22 protein-coding genes and 1 other RNA gene are annotated in these 16606 nt (G+C 64.9%); 13 read left to right on the top strand and 10 right to left on the bottom strand.

What is annotated here, in order from left to right; all coding sequences use genetic code 11:
- Nucleotides 1–33: 33 nt before the first annotated feature.
- The 8 genes from QRO95_RS02630 (at nt 34) to QRO95_RS02595 (ending at nt 4319) form a co-directional block, all read left to right on the top strand.
- The gene (locus QRO95_RS02630) at nt 34–255 is read left to right on the top strand and encodes a TIGR02449 family protein (protein ID WP_005410898.1); all 222 of its coding nucleotides are present in this window, start codon (nt 34–36) and stop codon (nt 253–255) included.
- Entirely contained in the window at nt 252–548 is a 297-nt protein-coding gene (locus QRO95_RS02625) for a cell division protein ZapA (protein ID WP_005410899.1), read from the top strand. The genes QRO95_RS02630 and QRO95_RS02625 overlap by 4 nt, the downstream gene beginning before the upstream one ends.
- A 152-nt stretch (nt 549–700) precedes the next feature.
- A non-coding RNA gene (gene ssrS, locus QRO95_RS02620) (6S RNA) lies at nt 701–886 on the top strand.
- Between the two features lie 83 nt (nt 887–969).
- The gene (locus QRO95_RS02615) at nt 970–1563 is read left to right on the top strand and encodes a 5-formyltetrahydrofolate cyclo-ligase (protein ID WP_164081166.1); all 594 of its coding nucleotides are present in this window, start codon (nt 970–972) and stop codon (nt 1561–1563) included.
- Nucleotides 1560–2039 (top strand): EVE domain-containing protein, encoded by a 480-nt coding sequence (locus QRO95_RS02610; RefSeq protein WP_032128370.1) that lies wholly within the window; start codon nt 1560–1562, stop codon nt 2037–2039. The genes QRO95_RS02615 and QRO95_RS02610 overlap by 4 nt, the downstream gene beginning before the upstream one ends.
- Before the next feature lie 22 nt (nt 2040–2061).
- Entirely contained in the window at nt 2062–2709 is a 648-nt protein-coding gene (gene rpiA, locus QRO95_RS02605) for a ribose-5-phosphate isomerase RpiA (RefSeq protein WP_006389802.1), read from the top strand.
- 21 nt (nt 2710–2730) lie between these two features.
- Complete coding sequence (locus QRO95_RS02600) at nt 2731–3177, top strand: DUF192 domain-containing protein (protein WP_032128371.1); 447 nt, start codon at nt 2731–2733, stop codon at nt 3175–3177.
- A 296-nt stretch (nt 3178–3473) separates the two neighbouring features.
- Nucleotides 3474–4319 carry a SirB1 family protein gene (locus QRO95_RS02595; protein ID WP_197618893.1) on the top strand — a complete coding sequence of 282 codons (846 nt, stop codon included), beginning with the start codon at nt 3474–3476 and terminating at the stop codon, nt 4317–4319.
- A gap of 59 nt (nt 4320–4378) precedes the next feature.
- Here the strand turns inward: QRO95_RS02595 and QRO95_RS02590 are convergent, their stop codons facing one another.
- The gene (locus QRO95_RS02590; protein WP_285301598.1) at nt 4379–4603 is read right to left on the bottom strand and encodes a rubredoxin; all 225 of its coding nucleotides are present in this window, start codon (nt 4601–4603) and stop codon (nt 4379–4381) included.
- 34 nt (nt 4604–4637) lie between these two features.
- On the opposite strand from QRO95_RS02590, the gene thiE reads away from it, so the two are divergent.
- Both thiE and hemL read left to right on the top strand, forming a co-directional pair.
- Nucleotides 4638–5264 (top strand): thiamine phosphate synthase, encoded by a 627-nt coding sequence (thiE, locus tag QRO95_RS02585; protein ID WP_285301597.1) that lies wholly within the window; start codon nt 4638–4640, stop codon nt 5262–5264.
- Between the two features lie 16 nt (nt 5265–5280).
- On the top strand, nt 5281–6570 hold the full coding sequence (gene hemL / locus QRO95_RS02580; RefSeq protein ID WP_285301596.1) for a glutamate-1-semialdehyde 2,1-aminomutase: 1290 nt from the start codon (nt 5281–5283) through the stop codon (nt 6568–6570).
- A gap of 111 nt (nt 6571–6681) precedes the next feature.
- Here the strand turns inward: hemL and azu are convergent, their stop codons facing one another.
- On the bottom strand, nt 6682–7131 hold the full coding sequence (azu, locus tag QRO95_RS02575) for an azurin (RefSeq protein ID WP_049460658.1): 450 nt from the start codon (nt 7129–7131) through the stop codon (nt 6682–6684).
- A 123-nt stretch (nt 7132–7254) separates the two neighbouring features.
- Here azu and QRO95_RS02570 point away from each other — a divergent pair, with 123 nt between their 5' ends.
- Nucleotides 7255–7857 carry an HAD-IA family hydrolase gene (locus QRO95_RS02570; RefSeq protein ID WP_049400713.1) on the top strand — a complete coding sequence of 201 codons (603 nt, stop codon included), beginning with the start codon at nt 7255–7257 and terminating at the stop codon, nt 7855–7857.
- 53 nt (nt 7858–7910) lie between these two features.
- Here QRO95_RS02570 and QRO95_RS02565 read toward each other — a convergent pair whose 3' ends face one another.
- Nucleotides 7911–9137 (bottom strand): acetylornithine transaminase, encoded by a 1227-nt coding sequence (locus QRO95_RS02565; RefSeq protein WP_285301595.1) that lies wholly within the window; start codon nt 9135–9137, stop codon nt 7911–7913.
- 63 nt (nt 9138–9200) lie between these two features.
- Here QRO95_RS02565 and QRO95_RS02560 point away from each other — a divergent pair, with 63 nt between their 5' ends.
- Nucleotides 9201–10073, top strand: a complete 873-nt coding sequence (locus QRO95_RS02560; protein WP_032128376.1) for an ion transporter — start codon at nt 9201–9203, stop codon at nt 10071–10073.
- Nucleotides 10074–10138: 65 nt separating this feature from the next.
- Here QRO95_RS02560 and QRO95_RS02555 read toward each other — a convergent pair whose 3' ends face one another.
- From QRO95_RS02555 to QRO95_RS02545, 3 genes are all read right to left on the bottom strand, one after another.
- Nucleotides 10139–11104, bottom strand: a complete 966-nt coding sequence (locus QRO95_RS02555) for a YiiG family protein (RefSeq protein WP_285301594.1) — start codon at nt 11102–11104, stop codon at nt 10139–10141.
- Between the two features lie 17 nt (nt 11105–11121).
- Nucleotides 11122–12114, bottom strand: coding sequence for a YiiG family protein (locus QRO95_RS02550; RefSeq protein ID WP_285301593.1), 993 nt, complete (start codon nt 12112–12114; stop codon nt 11122–11124).
- 93 nt (nt 12115–12207) lie between these two features.
- Nucleotides 12208–13026, bottom strand: a complete 819-nt coding sequence (locus QRO95_RS02545; RefSeq protein WP_285301592.1) for an NAD(P)-dependent oxidoreductase — start codon at nt 13024–13026, stop codon at nt 12208–12210.
- Nucleotides 13027–13134: 108 nt separating this feature from the next.
- Here QRO95_RS02545 and QRO95_RS02540 point away from each other — a divergent pair, with 108 nt between their 5' ends.
- Entirely contained in the window at nt 13135–13818 is a 684-nt protein-coding gene (locus tag QRO95_RS02540) for a hypothetical protein (RefSeq protein ID WP_285301591.1), read from the top strand.
- Between the two features lie 84 nt (nt 13819–13902).
- Here QRO95_RS02540 and QRO95_RS02535 read toward each other — a convergent pair whose 3' ends face one another.
- The 4 genes from QRO95_RS02535 to QRO95_RS02520 all read right to left on the bottom strand — a co-directional run bounded on the left by QRO95_RS02535 (nt 13903) and on the right by QRO95_RS02520 (nt 16599).
- Nucleotides 13903–14466, bottom strand: coding sequence for a hypothetical protein (locus QRO95_RS02535; protein ID WP_197616296.1), 564 nt, complete (start codon nt 14464–14466; stop codon nt 13903–13905).
- Nucleotides 14459–14734 (bottom strand): DUF6984 family protein, encoded by a 276-nt coding sequence (locus QRO95_RS02530; protein WP_285301590.1) that lies wholly within the window; start codon nt 14732–14734, stop codon nt 14459–14461. Before QRO95_RS02530 ends, QRO95_RS02535 begins: the two co-directional genes overlap by 8 nt.
- 336 nt (nt 14735–15070) lie before the next feature.
- Nucleotides 15071–15628 (bottom strand): hypothetical protein, encoded by a 558-nt coding sequence (locus QRO95_RS02525; protein ID WP_197616292.1) that lies wholly within the window; start codon nt 15626–15628, stop codon nt 15071–15073.
- On the bottom strand, nt 15625–16599 hold the full coding sequence (locus QRO95_RS02520; RefSeq protein WP_285301589.1) for an RHS repeat domain-containing protein: 975 nt from the start codon (nt 16597–16599) through the stop codon (nt 15625–15627). Before QRO95_RS02520 ends, QRO95_RS02525 begins: the two co-directional genes overlap by 4 nt.
- Nucleotides 16600–16606 lie beyond the last annotated feature (7 nt).

Raw genomic sequence — 16606 nt, 5'->3', positions numbered from 1 at the left:
ACCGCCCTTACCCGGCTTGCCTATCGTGCCCGTATGGAACCCGCCGATCCCCTTGCCCAGCTGCAGGACTTCGCTGCCCGCGTGGAAGCGTTGCTTGAACGCAACCAGCGCCTGGCCGAGGAGAACCGCAGCCTGCGCCACCAGCAGGAACAGCTGGTGGCCGAGCGTTCCACGCTGCTGGCCAAGAACGAGCAGGCACGCTCGCGGGTGGAAGCAATGATCAGCCGGCTCAAATCCCTGGAGCAGCACACATGAGCGCCGAACCGGTCAGTGTCCGCATCCTCGATCGTGAATACACCGTGGGTGTCGGCGGCGATGAACGCGACAGCCTGATGGCCGCCGCCCGCCTGCTCGATGCGCGCATGCGCGAAATCCGCGGCAGCAACCGCATGGCCGCGGTCGACCGCGTCGCCGTGCTGGCGGCGTTGAACCTGGCCCATGAACTGCAACTGCTGCGCGACGAGAACGCCCGCCAGGCAGTCGCCCTGCAGCAGACGCTGGCCGACCTGAACCGGCGCCTGGACCGCGCGATCGACGGCACCCCATAGAAGAGGGGACGGAGGGGATCAAGGCGCATTCACCCCTTCTGCGCTGGAAACGTCTTAATCCCCTCCGTCCCCTTTTCTCATATCTGAATTGGCACGGACTGTTGCCGACGAACGGCCTATCCAGATCCTGCGTGCTGGCTATAATGGCCACGCGTTCTCTGCGGTACTCGACGGCATGTGCAAACATTCGCCTTGTCCCTTAAGAACGACACCGGGAGCGCGACAGCGCCGGGAGTGCAGGTCCGCCTTGTAGCGGGAAGCCCGATGGTTCTCCAGCGTTCCCACTTGAGCCCCCGGGTTCAAGGTCGTTTCGCATGCATCGACATTGCGGAGAATGCAATATTCCAGCAAGGGCGGCGTCTTCGGGCGTCGCCCTTGTTCTTTCCGGCACAATGACGGCTGATCCTTGCCGCACGCTGCCATGACCGACCCGCGCCAGGCCCTGCGCCACGACCTGCGGCAACGCCGCCGCGACCTTTCCGCCGCTGAGCGCATTGCCGCCGCCGAATCCCTCGCCGATGCCCTGCTGGCCCTGCCGTTCGCCCCGCGCGAAGGCGCCGTGGCCGGCTACTGGGCGCTGGATGGCGAAATCGCCCTGCACCGGTGGCAGGTGCAGTTACCCGACACACTGACCTACTGCCTGCCGATTCTGGCCGGCGACACGCTGCGCTTCGCGCCATGGCGGCCCGGGCAAGCATTGACCAGCAACCGTTACGGCATCCCCGAGCCGGATGTGGCCGTGGAAGACACCCTGGAACCGGCGCAGATGGCGCTGGTGGTGACCCCGCTGGTGGGCTTCGACACACAGTGCCGGCGGCTGGGCATGGGGGGCGGCTGGTATGATCGCAGCTTCGCCTTCCGCCACGATCGGCCGGCGCCGCCCTGGCTGGTCGGCGCTGCGTTCGCGGTGCAGCAGGTCGAGTCCTTGCCGGTGGCGTCGTGGGACGTACCGGTGGATGCGATCTGCACCGAAGACGGCCCCCTGTTCCCCTCCGCTGCCCCCGTGAACGCATGACCGCCCGCAAGCGCTACTGGCTGATGAAGTCCGAACCGGACGCCTTCTCCATCGATGACCTGGCCAAGGTCAAGGTCGAACCCTGGAACGGGGTGCGCAACTACCAGGCGCGCAATTTCATGCGCGATGGCATGCAGGTGGGCGACGGCATCCTGTTCTACCACTCCAATACCAAGGTGCCCGGCATCGTCGGCCTGGCCACGGTGGCCAGCCCGGCCTACCCGGACGACACCCAGTTCGACCCCAAATCCGACTACCACGACCCCAAGAGCACGCGCGAGAACCCGCGCTGGATGCTGGTGGACGTGGCCTTCGACCGCAAGCTCAAGCAGGTGATCGCGCTGGACGAGATCAAGCTGCACGCCGAAGAACTCGGCGAGGGCTTCCCGTTGGTTGCCAAGGGCAACCGCCTGTCGGTGTTCCCGGTGACCGCCGCGCAGTGGAAGCTGCTGCTGTCGCTGGAAAAGAAATCCTGATTCCCTGCCTGAGAGTTCTCCCATGTCCGAAGCCAAGCGCCTGGCCGCCGAGAAAGCCATCGAGTACGTTGAAGACGGCATGATCGTCGGTGTCGGCACCGGTTCCACCGTGGCCTATTTCATCGATGCCCTGGCCCGTATCCAGCACCGCATCAAGGGTGCCGTGTCCAGCTCCGAGCAGAGCACCGCGCGCCTGAAGCAGCACGGCATCGAGGTGATCGAGCTGAACCACAGCGGCAACCTGTCGCTGTACGTGGACGGCGCCGATGAGTGCGATGCCAACAAGTGCCTGATCAAGGGCGGCGGCGCCGCACTGACCCGCGAGAAGATCATCGCCGAGGCCAGCGAGCGCTTCATCTGCATCGTCGACCCGAGCAAGCAGGTGCCGGTGCTGGGCAAGTTCCCGCTGCCGGTGGAAGTGATCCCGATGGCGCGCAGCCTGGTCGCCCGCCAGATCCGCGACATGACCGGCGGCCAGCCGACCTGGCGCGAAGGCGTGGTCACCGACAACGGCAACCAGATCCTGGACATCCACAACCTGCAGATCACCGATCCGGAAAAGCTGGAGCGCGAGCTCAACCAGCTGCCCGGCGTGGTCTGCGTCGGCCTGTTCGCGCGCCGTCGCGCCGATGTGGTGATCGTCGGTGGTGAGCCGCCGGTCGTGCTCTGACCCTTTCGAAGGATCCTGACGATGTCGCTGTTGCGTTCGCTGCTGATGCTTCCGCTGCTGGCCCTGGCCGGCTGTGCTACCGACGCGGCCCGCCATTGGGTCGAGCTGGATGGCGCCCGCTACCAGGTGGAGCTGGCCACCAACGATGAAACCCGCGCGCGCGGGTTGATGTTCCGCGACCAGATGGCCGCCGATCACGGCATGCTGTTCATCCACGACCGCGAGGAAATGCAGGCGTACTGGATGAAGAACACCAAGCTTGCGCTGGACATCCTGTACTTCGACAGCCAGCGCAAGCTGGTCAGCCAGCAGCGCGACGTGCCGCCGTGCTCGGCAGGCGACATGTGCCCGCCCTACCCCAGCGGTGGACCGGCGCGCTATGTGCTGGAGCTCAACGCCGGTCAGGCCGAGAAGCTCAAGCTGAAGGACGGGACCCAGCTGACCTTCGGCCCGGGCATCGAAAAGTAAACGATGCGGCCGGCCAGCGGCCGGCACCCGCCGAATCAACATCAAAGGCAAAAGCTGGGTTACCGAGGGATGGCGGGGCGGTGTGGACTTGCAGGACAGCCGTAAACCCGTCCCTGGGGGCTCGTAGGCGCCATCCATGTCGCCTGCGGTCCTGCAAGCCCACACCGCCCCACCTCTGACAGTTGGCCGGCGGCTGTTGGTAGGTGTCGACCTTGGTCGACACGACATTTCCAAGACGATGTTCTTTTCACGCGACACCGCTTGAAACCGCCTGCAATTGCCGCCAGTCTGTGGTCATGCAGGACCGGATCTCACTCCCCGACTGGGATGCACTGGCCGACCTCGAAGACGAGGCGCTGCCACTGTTGCCGACCGCGCTGCTGATCGCGCGCGATGAATACCCCGATCTGCAGCCGTCCACCTACGACGCGCTGATTCAGAGCCATGTCGACCACCTCCGTTCGGAAGTGGACAGCATCGACAACAGCCCATTGAAGATGGCAGCGATCAATCGCCATCTGTTCGACGAGCTGGGCTACAGCGGCGACCACGACGAGTACTACGACCCGCGCAACAGCTACCTCAACCAGGTATTCGAGCGCCGCCTGGGCAACCCGATCTCGCTGGCGCTGGTGCAGATGGAAGTCGCGCGCCGGCTGGGAATCCCGCTCGACGGCGTGTCCTTCCCCGGCCACTTCCTGGTGCGCCTGCCGGTGGACGACGGCGTGCTGGTGATGGATCCGTTCAATGGCGGCCGCCCGCTGGACGTGGACGAACTGCGCGAGCGGGCCAAGTCACACCTGGGCGGGCAGATGCCCGACGACCAGGTGCTGGCGCAGATCCTCGACCCGGCGCCAGCGCGCGCGATCCTGATGCGCATGCTGCGCAACCTGCACGGTGTGTATGCCGAAGCCGGCGAATGGGACCGCGCCGCGCGCAGTGCCGACCGCCTGCTGAAGCTGGCCCCGGAGCAGGATGATGCGCTGCGTGACCGCGGCCTGGCCTACCTGCAGCTGGAGTACCTGGCCGGTGCCCGCCACGATCTGGGGCAGTACCTGAAGCGCAATCCCGAGGCCAGTGATGCGCAGTGGCTGCGCGAGAAGCTGATCGACCTCGGCGGGCCGATGCCGCGGCTGCATTGAGGTTGTCCGGTGTGCGGACCAACGGTCCGCACCCACAGAAGGGCCTGCAGGCCCCGCCATCAATCGACCTCGACCATCTCGAAATCGGCCTTGGTCACCCCGCAATCCGGGCAGGTCCAGGTCTCGGGAATGTCCTCCCAGCGCGTCCCTGGCGCGATGCCTTCCTCCGGCAAGCCTTCTGCTTCGCTGTACAGGTAGCCGCAGACCACGCACATCCAGGTGCGCAAGGTGGTGGGGGTGGCATCGCTCATCGGATAATCAAGGCTGGATTCACGGGCCGCCATTGTCCCATCGCGGTCCACTCACCGGTAGCCATCGATGACTTCTGCTTCCCCGGCGCCCCGCGGCGTCTACCTGATCACCCCGGACGAGCCCGATACCGCACGCCTGCTGGCCCGTACCGCGCCGCTGCTGGCCGCGGGCGCCACCTGGCTGCAGTACCGCAACAAGACCGCCAGCGACGCGCTGCGGCGGGAGCAGGCCACCGCCCTGCAGGCGCTGTGCGCGGAACACGGCGTGCCGCTGATCGTCAACGACGACCCGGCGCTGGCCAAGGCGGTCGGCGCCGCCGGCGTGCATCTGGGCGGCACCGATGGCGATATCCCCAGCGCGCGTGCCCTGCTCGGCGCGGACGCCATCATCGGCGCCTCCTGCTACGACCAGCTCGCCAACGCCGAGCAGGCCGTGGTGGCCGGCGCCAGCTACGTGGCCTTCGGCGCGTTCTTCCCGACCACCACCAAGATCACCAGCAGCCGCGCCCATACCGACCTGCTGCGGCAAAGCGCCGCACTGGGCGTGCCGCGGGTGGCGATCGGCGGCCTGACGCCGGACAATGTCGGTCCCATCATCGACGCCGGCGCCGATCTGGTCGCCGTGGTCAGCAGCGTGTTCGCCGCCGAAGACCCGGTCGCGACCCAGCGCGCCTACCTCGCCCAGTTCGCGTAATGCCCAGGAAAGCCCCATGAACCACGACCAGTCCCACGCCCTGTTCTCCCGCGCCCAGCAGCTGTTGCCGGGCGGCGTCAATTCGCCGGTGCGCGCGTTCAAGTCGGTCGGCGGCGAGCCGTTCTTCGTTGAACGCGCCGACGGTGCCTACCTGTACGACGTCGATGGCAACCGCTACATCGACTACGTCGGCTCCTGGGGCCCGATGATCGTCGGCCACAACCATCCGGCGGTACGCCAGGCGGTGAAGAAGGCGATCGACAACGGCCTGTCGTTCGGCGCGCCATGCGCGGCCGAAGTGACCATGGCCGAGACCATCACCCGCCTGGTGCCGTCGTGCGAGATGGTGCGCATGGTCAACTCCGGCACCGAGGCCACCCTGTCGGCGATCCGGCTGGCGCGTGGCGCCACCGGCCGCAACCGCATCGTCAAGTTCGAAGGCTGCTACCACGGCCACGGCGACTCGTTCCTGGTCAAGGCCGGCAGCGGCATGTTGACCCTGGGCGTGCCGACCTCGCCGGGCGTCCCGGCCGGGCTGAGCGAACTGACCCTGACCCTGCCCTACAACGACTTCGAAGCGGCCACTGCGCTGTTCGAGCAGCAGGGCGATGACATCGCCGGCCTGATCATCGAACCGGTGGTCGGCAACGCCAACTGCATCCCGCCGCGCGAGGGCTACCTGCAGCACCTGCGCGAACTGTGCACGAAACACGGCGCGCTGCTGATCTTCGACGAAGTGATGACCGGCTTCCGCGTTGCCCTTGGCGGTGCGCAGGGGCACTACGGCATCACCCCGGACCTGACCACCTTCGGCAAGATAATCGGCGGCGGCATGCCGGTGGGCGCCTACGGCGGTCGCCGCGAGCTCATGCAGCAGATCGCCCCGGCCGGCCCGATCTACCAGGCCGGCACGCTGAGCGGCAACCCGGTGGCGATGGCCGCTGGCCTGGCGATGCTGGAGCTGATCCAGCAGCCGGGCTTCCACGCCGACCTGGCCGAGCGCACCGCACGCCTGTGCGCCGGCCTGGAAGCGGCCGCCGCCGACGCCGGCGTGGCGGTGACCACCACCCGCGTGGGCGCGATGTTCGGGCTGTTCTTCACCAGTGAAAAAGTGGAGACCTATGCGCAGGCCACTGCCTGTGACATCCCGGCGTTCAACCGCTTCTTCCACGCGATGCTGGACCAGGGCGTGTTCCTGGCACCGTCGGCGTACGAGGCCGGCTTCCTGTCCAGCGCGCACGACGATGCGGTGATCGAGGCCACCCGCGCCGCTGCACGCGTGGCGTTCAAGGCCGCCAAGGGCTGAGCCCGCTCTGCACGAAAAAGGGGACGGAGGGGATTAAGTCGTTTGTGCACAAACGACTTAATCCCCTCCGTCCCCTTTTTTTCCTGGTAGAGCCACGCCATGCGTGGCTGCTCAACCGAAGACGAACTTGCCCTTCATCATCGCGAAGTGGCCGGGGAACGAGCAGAAGAAGGTGTAGTCACCGCCCTTCTGCAGGCCCTGGGTAGAGAAGCGCACGCGCGCGGTTTCACCACCGCCGATCACCTTGGTGTGCGCCAGCACGCGCTTGTCGGCCTTCGGCAGGTAGCTGTCGGCCAGGGTCATACGCATGCCAGCCATCGCCACCGGCTGGTAATCCGCGCTGCGGGTCAGCACCCAGTTGTGGCCCATCGCGGTAGCAGCCAGCTTGCCGGTGTGGCGCAGGGTCAGATCCACGGCGGTGCAATCAGCGGCCACCTTGATCTCGCGGCTGCTGAAGCTCATCTGGTCGGTGCTGTCGATGCTCACCGCACACACCCGCGCCATCGCTGACGGCGCCAGCATCAGCGCGCCCAGTCCCACTGCCACCATCCAAGCCTTCATCGTTGCATCTCCTGCGGATTCAAGCGCCATTCTAGGCAGGCCCCTGCGGCCGCGTCTGCGACCGTCTGTCGCATGGCTGCTCCAGGGTTTCCCGCGTGTTCACTGCAATGGCATGCTCGACCAATGCGGATCGACCTGTTGCTGCTGGATGTGGATGGCGTGCTGGTGCACTACCAGCGCGCGCAGCGCGTGCTGTACCTTGCGCAGGCGCTGGATGTCGTGCCGGAAACCGTGCAGGCCGCGCTGTACGACAGCGGGCTGGAAGCGGCACATGACAATGGCACGCTGGATGGCCCGGCCTATCTGGCGCAGCTGGGAGAGCTTCTAGGCACGACGGTCGATGTGACTGCTTGGACCGCGGCGCGGCGGGCCGCCAGCCATCCGCAGGCTGCCGTGTTGCAGCGGCTGCAGGCCCTGCAGTTGCCGATGGCAGTGCTGACCAACAACGGCGCGCTGATGCAACAGGCCTTGCCCACCCTGCTACCGGAACTGTTCCCTGCCCTGCAGGACCGCGTGTTCTGCAGCGCCGATTTCGGCCTGCGCAAACCGGCGCCTGCGGTATTCCTGCGCACGCTTGAGGTACTCGGCGTGGCACCTGCGCGCACGCTGTTCGTCGATGACCTGTTCGCCAATGTGCGCGGCGCACGCGCCGCCGGCCTGCACGCGGAAACCGTGCGTGATGGCCGTGGGCTGGGCAAGGTGTTGAAACGTTACGCGGTGAGCTGATCGGGGTCAGAGCCCTCTCCGCAGGAGAGGGATCCGACCCCAGCGCCGCGGCGTCAGCGCGCGGCGATGAACGCAGCAATCGCTGCGCGCAGGCGCTTCAGGCCTTCGGCCACTTCTTCGTCAGTGATGTTCAGCGACGGCACGAAGCGCAGCACGTCCAGGCCGGCCTGCAGGGTCAGCAGGCCCTGCTCGGCGGCGTGGTCGAGGATCGCACCGGCCTGGCCGGCGAAGTCCTTGCTCAGCACCGCGCCCAGCATCAGGCCACGGCCACGCACGTCGCTGAACACACCGAACTCGTCGTTGATGCGGGCGAAGCCATCGCGCAGCGCCTTCGACTGGCGGCTGACGTTGGCGGCGATCTCCGCCGAGGCCAACTTGCGCAGCGCCACGCGCGCGACTGCGGCCGCCAGCGGGTTGCCACCGAAGGTAGTGCCGTGCGCGCCGAACTGCATGGTTTCGGCCACCTTCGGGCCGGCCAGCATCGCGCCGATCGGGAAGCCACCGCCGAGCGCCTTGGCCAGGGTGACCATGTCCGGTACCACATCGTCCTGCCAGTGCGCGAACAGCGTGCCGGTGCGGCCCATGCCGGCCTGGATCTCGTCCAGCACCAGTAGCGCGTTGTGCTGGTCGCACAGTTCGCGCACGCGCTTGAGGAAACCGGACTTGGCCGGCATCACGCCGCCCTCGCCCTGGATCGGCTCCAGCATCACTGCGGCCACGTCGCCGGCGGCCATCGCGGTTTCCAGCTGCACCTCATCGTTGAAATCGATGTAGCGGAAGCCACCGGGCAGCGGCTCGTAGCCTTCCTGGTACTTCGGCTGGGCGGTGGCGGTCACCGCGCCCATGGTGCGGCCGTGGAAGCTGCCACGGAAGGTGATGATCACCCGCTTGTCGGCCGGGCGGCCCTGGCTGGAGGCCCACTTGCGGACCATCTTGATCGCCACTTCGTTGGCTTCGGCGCCGGAGTTGCACAGGAACACGCGCTCGGCGAAGCGGCTGGCCTTCACCAGCTCCTCGGCCAGGTGCAATGGCGGCGCGCTGTAGAACACGTTGCTGGTGTGCCAGAGCTTGCCGGCCTGCTCGACCAGCGCGGCGACCAGGTCCGGGTCGTTGTGGCCCAGGCCACACACGGCGATGCCGGCGGCCAGGTCGATGAACTCACGGCCCTGGCTGTCCCACACGCGGGCGCCCTGGCCTCGTTCCAGTACCACCTGGCGGGGCTTGTAGACCGGCAGGTAATAGTGCGAAAGGGAGATCAGCGGATCGGTAGCGGCGGTCATGGCAGTCGGCAGGGTTCAGGAATCCCCATTCTCGCGCCGGAACCCCTGCGGCACAATGCGCCCATGCGACCGTTTTCCGCCCCCCAGCTGAACCCCGCCACCGAGACCGGCTGGCGCCGTCGGTGGTTCGACATCATCTACCGCCACGACACCCGCCCCTCGCGCAATTTCGACCTGATCCTGGTGGTGGCGATCATCGCCAGCATCCTGGTGGTGATGATCGACAGCGTGCAGCACCTGCATGCCGAATGGTCCACCGGCCTGTACATCCTGGAATGGGGCTTCACGATCATCTTCACCGCCGAGTACCTGCTGCGGCTGGCGGTGGTCAAGCGCCCGCTGCGCTACGCGGTGAGCATCTGGGGCATCATCGACCTGCTGTCGATCCTGCCCGCCTACCTGTCGATGTTCATCCCCGGCGCGCAGAGCCTGCTGGTGGTGCGCGCGCTGCGCATCCTGCGCGTGTTCCGCATCCTCAAGCTGACCCGCTACATCGAGGAAAGCGGCGTATTGATGACGTCACTGTGGCGCAGCCGGCGCAAAGTGCTGGTGTTCCTGTTCACGGTGATCACCATCACCATCATCGCCGGTGCGCTGATGTACGTGATCGAGGGCCCCGAACACGGCTTCACCAACATCCCGGCCAGCATGTACTGGGCGGTGGTGACCATGGCCACGGTCGGTTTCGGCGACATCGTGCCGCAGACCGTGCTCGGCCGCTTCGTCACCTCGGTGCTGATCCTGATCGGCTACAGCATCATCGCCGTGCCCACCGGCATCTATACCGCCGAACTGGCCAGCACCATGCGTGAAGCCGAGCAGGCCGCGCGCCGCGATGCGCGCGGCTGCCCGGACTGTGGGCTGGAAGGCCATGAACCGGATGCACTGCACTGCCGCAAGTGCGGCGGCAAGCTGCCGGATGCGTTCAACCATTGAGGCACATGCCGGCCAGCGGCCGGCACTACCTCTCGGCGGTTACGCATGGATGCGTGTGCCGTTGCTCACCGCATGCGGTTGCTGGTGGTCACCAGATCATTGTATGCGGCGAGGATCGTTGACTGCGCTCCTTCCGGGTCGGTGGTGAGCCAACTGCCCGACGCCTTCCGCTCTGCCGCCAGCGCTTCGGCGGTGATCGGCTTGTGCTGCTCCAGGCGCTCGACGCCACGTCCCGCAGTACGCACCAGCTTGTCCGCCGAACGCTGCACGTGGCCCCACATCGGGTCGTCCTTGCCGACACCGCCGTTCTGGATTTCCGTCACCAGTGCCTGATAGTCAGCCAGCTGCACGCGCAGCGCCGCAACATCCGGTGCGTCGTCCTGGAACGCCGTGGCCAGTAGCTTGCCGTCGCCCAGCAGGCGAAGGTGATAGTAGGCCAGCGAGCGCCCTTCGCTCTCCTCGATCTGCTTCAGCTGCGCGGCACGGCGATCGTTCTCGTTCTTTTCCAGCGCCACATCCATCGCTTCGCTGGCCTTGAAGAAATCAGCATAGGCCTGCATCAGCGGGGCATGCTGGCTGCGCATCCCTTCACCGCCATCACGACGATAATCCTCGCGGGTGAAGTAACCATCGGCGCGCTCGACCAGGGTGTTCAATGCCTGGAAGGCCTGCTGATAGTCACGCGCGGGGCCATCCATCGGCAAGGCCGGGGTCTTCGCCAGCGCGTCGGTCAGTGGCTGGCCGCAGTACTCGACGCGGTGCGACAGCACCTTCCCGGGCGAACGCGGTTGCGCTTCATTGCCGGTCGGGCCGGCTTCAGGGTCCTTCATCCAGCTGGTGTAGGTCTGGAAACCCTCGTGAATGGGTTGTTCAACGCCGTTGTAGCACTCGATGTAGGCGTTCACCTTCTCCAGGCTGGGGTCGGCCAGCGACAACCCTGCCGGTCTGTTGCAGCCGCTCAGGCCAGCCACAGCGCCGATCAGCAGCAGCGGCGCGATACGCAGACAGGAAGTCGTCATGGTCCCTCGCATGGGTGCTGGCGCGCCGGTCACTGGCGGTTGCTCTGGAAAACGAGCGTGTTGTATTCCTGCATGAGCTTGCCGGCAGAGCCACGCGGCGCCATCGACGGCGAATCAAGCATGCGTCGTTCGAAATCGGTGTAAGGCTTTTTCTCGCTGACGCGCTGCAGCCGCTCCTTGCCTTCGCGCCGGAAATTCTCGGCCCCACGCTCGAAGCCTTCCCAGTCCGACTTGCCCGGCTCCTGGTCGGCAACCTTGGCGTGCGCTTCATCGGAAATGCGGTTGAAGGCATCCAGGCGTTCGCGGGCCTTGGCCTGATCGAAATCATCCTCGCTCATCAGATCCATGATGGCCTTGGCTTCCAGCATCATCGCCAGACGGTAGTACTCGCGCGTGCGCCCCTCGGCCTGTTCCAGCGCCTTGAGCTGCTCGCGCTGGGCGGCGTCGTTCTGGCGCTCCAGCTCGGCATTGAACGTTTCGCTGGCAGCCACGAAATCCTTGAAGGCAGCCATCAAGGGCGCGTGCAGCTGCTTGCCCTTGGCGAACTGGTCGTCTTCGTAGTCCTGGCGATCGTAGTAGTCATGCGCGTCCTTGCTGACCGGCACCAGCGCCTTCAGCGCCTGCTGGTAGTGACCTGCAGCCGCATCGAGTTCGGCCAGCGCAGGCTTGGCAGCGATCGCCTCGGTCACCGGGGCGTCGCACTGCTTCATGTCGTAGTCGCTGATCTCGAACGGGCCGTACACGTGCGTCTCGCGTCCGGTCGGGCCAGCGTCGACATCCTTGATCCAGCGCGTGTAGGACTGGATGCTGCCGTGGGTTTTCGAATCCAGCGCGTTGAAGCAGCCGATGTAGGCGTTGAGCTTGGCGGTCAGCTGCTGCTGTGTATCGGACGGGGCCGTGCTGGCGTCCGGCGTGCCGGAGGCAGCGGCGCCGCCCGCAGCTACGGGTGCCTTGCCACCGCAGGCGGTCAGGATCAACGACAGCGAAGCGGCCAGCGCCGCCACGGAAAGAGTGCGTGACATGTGCTCACATCCTTGTTGAAAACGATTACAGCCACGCATTCTAGCGCAGCAGGCCGAGGGTCGCAGCCCTCGGCCTCTTCCAGCGACGCGCGGTCAATCCAGGAACAGATCCGGCAGCAACGGCCGCGACGGATCCACCGCGTATCCGGAAAGATCGGTGATACCGGCCTGTGCCAGCACTTCATCGTCGATCAGGAACTGGCCGTGGAAGCCGGCCGCTTCACGCACCAGCACCGCGTGTGCGGCATCGGCCATGATCTGCGGCGTGCGGCAGCCAGCCGCATCCACGCCCGGAATCATGTTGATCGCATCGGTGGCGATCACCGTGCGCGGCCATAGCGCATTCACCGCCACGCCCTGCGGACCGAATTCGGCGGCCAGGCCCAGAGTGACGAAGCTCATGCCCATCTTCGCCAGCGTGTAGCCGGTGTGCGGTGCCCACCACTTCGGCTCCAGGCTCGGCGGCGGCGCCAGGGTGAGGATGTGCGGGTTCGGCGCCTGCTGCAGGTACGGCAGGCAGGCCTGCGCACACAGGAAGCTGCCACGCGAATTGACCTGCTGCATCAGGTCGAAGCGCTTCATCGGCGTATCCAGCGTGCCGCGCAACAAGATCGCGCTGGCGTTGTTGATCAGGATGTCGATGCCACCGAAGGTATCGACCGTGGCCGCCACCGCCGCCTGCACCTGCTCTTCCTCGCGGATGTCGCACTTCAGGGCCAGGCCCTGGCCGCCAGCCGCCGTTACCGCTTCGGCCGCGGTATGGATGGTGCCCGGCAGCTTCGGGTTCGGCACCGACGACTTGGCCGCAATGGCCACATTGGCGCCGTCGCGCGCAGCGCGCAGTGCGATGGCCAGGCCGATGCCGCGCGAGGCACCGGTGATGAAAAGCGTTTTGCCCTGCAGACTGCCCACGTTCCACACTCCAGCGTATGCAATGAGCCGCTAGTATGCCGCGCCGACGCGGAGTTCACCCGCCCTTGACGATACTTGGGCCTCCAGACAACGCACGAGGTCCACGCCATGCGCCGTTCCCGCCTGTTGCTGCCTGCCCTGGGGCTTGTCCTGCTGACCGCCTGCCAGGGCCGTTCGCCGGAACCCGGCAAGGAGCCGCCCGCCGGTGACGCGCCCAGTGCGGAGAAGGCTGCCGCCGACGGCAGGATGCGCTGGAGCGAGGCAGTGGTCTGGGATGGCGACCTCAACGCCTGCCGCCAGGGCGAGAATGCTGCGACCCGTGATTGCCTGCGTGATGCGATGCGCGCCGGTGGCGCCAGTGCCGATGCCGTTACCGCCGCCGAGCAGTTGTCCAGTGGCGGTGAGCTGGCCTATGTGACCGCCTGGCACGAGAACGAAGGACTGGGCATTGCCACGGTCGAGTACCCGTTCCGCGCCAACACCAATGAAGGCACCCGCCTGGTCGATGCCAGCGGCAAGCGCATCGATGTGGATGCCGTGCAGTTGGACGACACCCTGCGTGCCGACCCCACTGTGCAGGAGCTGCTGAAGGCCAACCCGCAGGCCACGCCGTTCGCGCCGGCACAGTCGGCCGGCGCTTCGCCATTGGACAACGGCGGCATCCGCCTGCTGTACCGCACGCCGCTGCGCGACTGCCACGCCTGCCCGGATGTGGGGCAGTTGCAGATCGCCTATGACTTCGATGCCAAGCGCAACTTCATCGGCCAGCAGGTGGTGCCGGCAACGCCGTAAGGTCACCTGCGCCTGTAGTGCTCTATTCAGACCGTTGCACATCGGCCACTTTCCCTTGTGATGGGCAGACCCATTTGACACCCATCAGCCACCGACGGGTTGATGACCATATGACCCTTCAGAGCTGAGCCGACTCTCGATCACCGATCTGACATAGGCAGCCCGCGCTTTGCCAGACCCGGAGTACTCTGCCAGGAGCTCCATCGCCTCAGACCTCATCTCAGCACCGCCAGTGGCCACGAATACAGAAAATGCCGGCTCCAGGTAGCCAGGCGGCTCCCATATGAACCGCTTGCGTTCATCAAGCGGGAAGTCGATGGCGTAGTCCGCCCACTCGATGTAGCGCTTCCAGAAAGCTGGTGCCCCGCGCTGCTGATCCTGCCGATCCACCATCCGCATCAGCAGGGATAGCTGATCAGCGCACGCATCCACAACGTCCCCAGGCAGGTTCAATCCGGCGACGCGCCCGGGATCAACGGCCTGCCAACAGAACACCATGAAGTCGGCGACGAACGCTGCATCGCTTCGTTCAAACATCAAGCGCTGGTACATCGCAAGCGCTTCCGCGACGTCCACTGGCTCTTCGAGGCAGGCATTCCGCACATTGCCCTTGTCGTCACCAGAATCATTCTTCGCCGCCTCATGCATAGCAGACCAAGCTCTCGATCTCCGGAGATATCAGCTCGGCACCATCCCAACGGATGATCTCCAGTTCCAGTAGGCGGTCGTTTGCGTCCGCATGAAGAATCGGCGTGAGTTCAGCACCATCTGCATCCTGCATCTGCAACTCGACGGGATACGCGTGCTGCCCTTGAAACGGCGGGCGCTCATATCCAGAAATGACGAATCCCACCCGAGCTCCACCAATACCCATTTCCACGGCCGTTGCGGAAGCCAAGTCGGCTTGAAGCTGCAAGGCAGGCGGGCCACCACAGCTTCGATCAGCGCCGTTTCGAAGCTGGAAACGCTAAGCGTTAGACTGCGCATCCCATCCTTGATCGGGTGATCGATTCCGTGCTGCATTGCTGCGTACCCTTTCCTGCTTTCACCAAGTCAATCTGATGCTGAGTTGTTGCCTGCAGAATCTACATCTCTGCGCCACTCCACAATGACCCAATGAGCAAGTGGCATCGCATACCACACCAAAGCAGTTACATCCACGCAGGCAGCTTGAATATACGGCAACCACCACGTGAGCGATCATTGACCTCGGCCGGACAAAGCACTTCGTCAACGGCCACGAAGGACACGATCACTCCGTGCCGGAATCCAGCTTTGGCATAGGCAAAACGCCGCGCGAATAGCTCATCCTGCAGCCCTTCATACCCCCGCACTCCTTAACAATTTCATCGAGCGATACCACTCGCTGAATCCGGGAGAACCCTTCAAAATGACCTCCAACAACTTCTGGCGCTGCGATATCGTCCCCGACGGCAATCGGCATGGAACGCTCGAAGCGACCGACAACCTTGTAGTAGCCGGGGCGATCAAACACGTCCAGCTGCCTGAAGGAACTACCATCCGGTGACAATGGGAAAGTAAATCCAGACGCCAGGTCACTACTCTGTGCGGCCTCCCAACTCGCGAAAAGCACCCCGGCGCCATATCCAGGGTAATAAAGCACAACCTCGACATCCTGACCAGCGAACGTTTCAGCCAGAACCAAGAGCTTCGTCGCAGACACACGGCAGACGCCGCCGACCATGCCATGGCTACAGGCATCAGCCGACGCTCCGTTCGTGGGGGCAGGCCGTGCGTGACATGCTGCAAGAACGATGGTCAAAGCTCCAACAGCAAACGAAATCTTCATTTCACCTCCTTCACCAGGCTCCCCAAGCGCAGCAGTCCATCACTCCGGGATGCCTTGGCGCGCTGATACTCTTCAAAACTGAACTCATATATTCGGGAATGATGCACCATTACGACGTCGATCTCCCGTGATACCGCCGTTGTCAGATCCCCCCAATCCCCGTACTTTCCGACTGAGTATGCGATTCCACTCACTCGCGAGATCGCCACGTCGGAAGCACTCATGACCGGCGTGTTTGGATGCGTATGAATCAAGCCAACCTCTGCTCCAGGAGCTTTCGGAAGTACTCCACTGACATTGGTTGGCAGACCATCACTATGAGCGGCGCCGAGGCGATACCGCCCGCCACCAGCTTTGTATACCAACGAAGCAATCTCATAACCCCAGCTTTCCGATACTGGCTCCACCTGCTCAGCCCATGCTCGATACATATCGGGCTTTGATTCAAATGATCTGAACGCGTTTGCGGCCCTGAGCGCGCTGTTTGCCTGCCTTGCAGCACCAGCACCGCGCGTACTGGTCTGGAGACCCGCGACACCCCCACCCTCACATACCGAGCGCACATGGCTCCCGGTACATTGCCTGCCATCGGGATCAATGTTTGTATAGGGATTGCCATTTGCATAGCGATATCGATTGAACTGTCCAAATGCCTGATTAAGCGGCGTAACAGGATCGGAACTCAGGAATGCCCCAATGTCTGGGTCATAGTACCGCTGCTGCATGTTTGTCAGACCCGTCATCGAGTCCGACACATGCCCGGTGAACCCCGGCCGATCTCCCTTCGCGCCACTTACGACCGCACCATAGGGCTCATACACCGTGCGCTCGATGATCGCGCCGCTCGCGTCGGAAATGGCAACCGGGGAGCCCAGTGCATCGGTATGCACGTACTGGATGATTTCCTGCGCAGCGACTTGTCCGCTCAGGATCAGGCCAAACCACATGGATATCGAGGTGAACATCTTCATTCCATTG

The organism is Stenotrophomonas maltophilia group sp. Smal13 (assembly GCF_030236855.1).
Classification (GTDB): Bacteria; Pseudomonadota; Gammaproteobacteria; order Xanthomonadales; family Xanthomonadaceae; genus Stenotrophomonas; species Stenotrophomonas maltophilia_A.
This window is presented reverse-complemented; position numbering and strand designations above follow the sequence as displayed.

Excerpts from the sequence above, each read along its gene's own strand:
- QRO95_RS02630 (WP_005410898.1), top strand. The coding sequence starts at position 34 with ATGGAACCCGCCGATCCCCTTGCCCAGCTGCAGGACTTCGCTGCCCGC.
- QRO95_RS02625 (WP_005410899.1), top strand. The coding sequence starts at position 252 with ATGAGCGCCGAACCGGTCAGTGTCCGCATCCTCGATCGTGAATACACC.
- QRO95_RS02615 (WP_164081166.1), top strand. The coding sequence starts at position 970 with ATGACCGACCCGCGCCAGGCCCTGCGCCACGACCTGCGGCAACGCCGC.
- QRO95_RS02610 (WP_032128370.1), top strand. The coding sequence starts at position 1,560 with ATGACCGCCCGCAAGCGCTACTGGCTGATGAAGTCCGAACCGGACGCC.
- rpiA (WP_006389802.1), top strand. The coding sequence starts at position 2,062 with ATGTCCGAAGCCAAGCGCCTGGCCGCCGAGAAAGCCATCGAGTACGTT.
- QRO95_RS02600 (WP_032128371.1), top strand. The coding sequence starts at position 2,731 with ATGTCGCTGTTGCGTTCGCTGCTGATGCTTCCGCTGCTGGCCCTGGCC.
- QRO95_RS02595 (WP_197618893.1), top strand. The coding sequence starts at position 3,474 with ATGCAGGACCGGATCTCACTCCCCGACTGGGATGCACTGGCCGACCTC.
- QRO95_RS02590 (WP_285301598.1), bottom strand. The coding sequence starts at position 4,603 with ATGGCGGCCCGTGAATCCAGCCTTGATTATCCGATGAGCGATGCCACC.
- thiE (WP_285301597.1), top strand. The coding sequence starts at position 4,638 with ATGACTTCTGCTTCCCCGGCGCCCCGCGGCGTCTACCTGATCACCCCG.
- hemL (WP_285301596.1), top strand. The coding sequence starts at position 5,281 with ATGAACCACGACCAGTCCCACGCCCTGTTCTCCCGCGCCCAGCAGCTG.
- azu (WP_049460658.1), bottom strand. The coding sequence starts at position 7,131 with ATGAAGGCTTGGATGGTGGCAGTGGGACTGGGCGCGCTGATGCTGGCG.
- QRO95_RS02570 (WP_049400713.1), top strand. The coding sequence starts at position 7,255 with ATGCGGATCGACCTGTTGCTGCTGGATGTGGATGGCGTGCTGGTGCAC.
- QRO95_RS02565 (WP_285301595.1), bottom strand. The coding sequence starts at position 9,137 with ATGACCGCCGCTACCGATCCGCTGATCTCCCTTTCGCACTATTACCTG.
- QRO95_RS02560 (WP_032128376.1), top strand. The coding sequence starts at position 9,201 with ATGCGACCGTTTTCCGCCCCCCAGCTGAACCCCGCCACCGAGACCGGC.
- QRO95_RS02555 (WP_285301594.1), bottom strand. The coding sequence starts at position 11,104 with ATGCGAGGGACCATGACGACTTCCTGTCTGCGTATCGCGCCGCTGCTG.
- QRO95_RS02550 (WP_285301593.1), bottom strand. The coding sequence starts at position 12,114 with ATGTCACGCACTCTTTCCGTGGCGGCGCTGGCCGCTTCGCTGTCGTTG.
- QRO95_RS02540 (WP_285301591.1), top strand. The coding sequence starts at position 13,135 with ATGCGCCGTTCCCGCCTGTTGCTGCCTGCCCTGGGGCTTGTCCTGCTG.
- QRO95_RS02535 (WP_197616296.1), bottom strand. The coding sequence starts at position 14,466 with ATGCATGAGGCGGCGAAGAATGATTCTGGTGACGACAAGGGCAATGTG.
- QRO95_RS02525 (WP_197616292.1), bottom strand. The coding sequence starts at position 15,628 with ATGAAGATTTCGTTTGCTGTTGGAGCTTTGACCATCGTTCTTGCAGCA.
- QRO95_RS02520 (WP_285301589.1), bottom strand. The coding sequence starts at position 16,599 with ATGAAGATGTTCACCTCGATATCCATGTGGTTTGGCCTGATCCTGAGC.